Below are 2,331 nucleotides of genomic sequence, written 5' to 3'. Positions count from 1 at the left end.
GATGTGTATAAGAGACAGGTCCGGATCCGCCTCGGCGTCCCCGCCCACCCCGGCGACACCCTGGTGTTCACCGGCACGGTGACGGGGAGGTCGGACGCGGACCGACAGGTGGAGATCGCCGTCCGGGGCACCAACAGCCTGGGCGCCCACGTCACCGGCACCGTCGCGGTGCGGCTGCCCGAGGAGGCCCGATGAGCACGGGGACGGCGAAGCGGGGGGCGTTCTCGGGCGCCGCGGCCGTGGCCGGGATCGGCGCCACCGAGTTCTCCAAGGACTCCGGCCGCAGCGAACTCCAGCTCGCCTGCGAGGCGGTGCTGGCCGCGCTGGCCGACGCGGGGCTCACCCCGTCGGACGTGGACGGGCTGGTCACCTTCACCGCGGAGACCAACTCCGAGATCCACGTGGCCCGCAACACCGGGATGGGCGAGCTGACGTTCTTCTCCCGCATCGGGTACGGCGGCGGGGCCGGCTGCGGCACCGTGCAGCAGGCGGCCATGGCGGTCGCCACCGGGGTCGCCGACGTGGTGGTGTGCTACCGGGCGTTCAACGAGCGCTCGGGCGAACGGTACGGGCTCGGCCAGGCGGCCCGCCCCATGGACACCACCGCGGACCGGGCCGCCTACGCCTGGATGACGCCGTTCGGGCTGAGCACCCCCGCCCAGTGGGTGGCCATGTTCGCCCGCCGCTACCTGCACGAGTACGGCGCCACCACCGACGACTTCGGCCGGGTCGCCGTCGTCGACCGCAAGCACGCCGCCAACAACCCGGCGGCCTGGTTCCACGGCCGCCCCATCACCCTCCAGGACCACCGCGACTCCCGCTGGATCGCCGAGCCCCTGCGGCTGCTGGACTGCTGCCAGGAGACCGACGGCGGCCAGGCCCTGGTGATCGTCTCCGCCGAACGCGCCCGCGACCTGCCGCACCCGCCCGCGGTGGTCCGCTCGGCCGCCCAGGGGCTGGGGGCCGACCAGCACATGATGACCAGCTACTACCGGCCCTCGATCACCGGCCTCCCCGAAATGGGCCTGGTGGGACGGCAGTTGTACGGGCAGAGCGGCCTGGGCCCGGACGACGTGGACGCCGCCGTCCTCTACGACCACTTCACCCCGCTGGTCCTGCCGCAACTGGAGGAGCTGGGCTTCTGCGCACCCGGCGAGGCGAAGGACTTCATCGCCGACGGCCATCTCGAGCTCGGCGGCCGGCTGCCCTTCAACACCCACGGCGGGCAGCTGGGCGAGGCCTACCTGCACGGCATGAACGGCATCGCGGAGGGCGTCAGGCTGATCCGCGGCACCTCGGTGAACCAGCCGGCCACGGCCGACCACGTCCTGGTCACCGCGGGCACCGGAGTCCCCACCAGCGGTCTGATCCTGGGGGTGGACCGATGACCGGCTCCCCGTGGGAGGGCCGCGCCCTCGGCACCCGTACCGTCTCCTGGACCGCCCGGGACGCGATCCTCTACGCGCTCGCGGTCGGCGCCCCGGCGGACCGGCTCGACCTGGTGTACGAGGAGCGGCTGCGGGTGCTGCCCACCTTCGCGCTGACGCTCGCCCAGTGGGCGCCCGACGCGCTGGGCGCGCTCGGTGCCTTCGACACCACCACCGCCGTCCACGGCAGCCAGCGCCTGCTCGTGCACCAGCCGTTGGAGCGGGCCGGTGAACTGACGACCACGGCGCGCGTCGCCCGGGTCTGGGACAAGGGGTCGGCCGCCGTCTTCGAGGTGGAGGCGGCCTGCGCCGCCTTCACGGCGACCTGGTCGGTCTTCGCCCCGGGGTGCGGCGGCTTCGGCGGCGAACGCGGACCGTCCGCCCCGCGCCGCCCGGACCGTCCGGCCGGGCACACCCTGGCCGTGGCCACCCACCCCCGGCAGGCGGCGCTCTACCGGCTGCTCGGCGACCGGCACGCCATGCACATCGACCCCGCGGCGGCCCAGGCGGCGGGCATGCCCCGGCCCTTCCTGCACGGACTGTGCACGCTGGCCGCGAGCCTGCTGCCGCTGGCCGACGCGCTCGGCGTGCACCCCGCCGGTCTCACCGCACTGGACGCCCGGTTCGCCGCCCCGGTCTTCCCGGGGGACCGGCTCGACCTGACCGGCTGGAGCGAAACCCCGGACGCCGACGCGCCGGCCGGCCGCGCCGTGCGCTTCGAGGCGTGTGCCGATGACGGCCGCACCGTGCTCTCCGGCGGGCTCGCCCGCTTCGCCCCCGACGTCCCGGACCAGAAGGAGACCCGCGATGCTTGAAACCGCCCAGCGTGAGGAGGCGGCCCAGGCGCTGTGGGCCGCCCAGTGCGACCGCACGCCCGTCGAGCCGCTCACCACCGGCTACCCGG

At 74.9% G+C, this 2,331-nt stretch carries 2 protein-coding genes and 1 pseudogene; all 3 read left to right on the top strand.

Translation table 11 applies throughout. From position 1 onward, the window contains the following. Nucleotides 1–195 (top strand): annotated as a pseudogene (locus tag IH13_RS0129095) (hypothetical protein); the annotation flags it as partial. Beyond that, entirely contained in the window at nt 192–1,388 is a 1,197-nt protein-coding gene (locus IH13_RS0129090) for a lipid-transfer protein (protein WP_031089005.1), read from the top strand. The pseudogene IH13_RS0129095 and the gene IH13_RS0129090, both read left to right, overlap by 4 nt. Next, nucleotides 1,385–2,242, top strand: coding sequence for a MaoC/PaaZ C-terminal domain-containing protein (locus IH13_RS0129085; protein WP_031089004.1), 858 nt, complete (start codon nt 1,385–1,387; stop codon nt 2,240–2,242). The genes IH13_RS0129090 and IH13_RS0129085 overlap by 4 nt, the downstream gene beginning before the upstream one ends. Nucleotides 2,243–2,331: the final 89 nt, after the last annotated feature.

Origin of the sequence: Streptomyces sp. NRRL WC-3549 (assembly GCF_000721935.1) — a bacterium.
Lineage (GTDB): Bacteria > Actinomycetota > Actinomycetes > Streptomycetales > Streptomycetaceae > Streptomyces.
The sequence above is the reverse complement of the archived record's forward strand: the minus strand, read 5'-3'. Positions and strand labels throughout refer to the sequence as shown.

What these genes read in the sequence shown, in the direction of transcription:
- IH13_RS0129090 (WP_031089005.1), top strand. Translation starts at nt 192, where the DNA reads ATGAGCACGGGGACGGCGAAGCGGGGGGCGTTCTCGGGCGCCGCGGCC.
- IH13_RS0129085 (WP_031089004.1), top strand. Translation starts at nt 1,385, where the DNA reads ATGACCGGCTCCCCGTGGGAGGGCCGCGCCCTCGGCACCCGTACCGTC.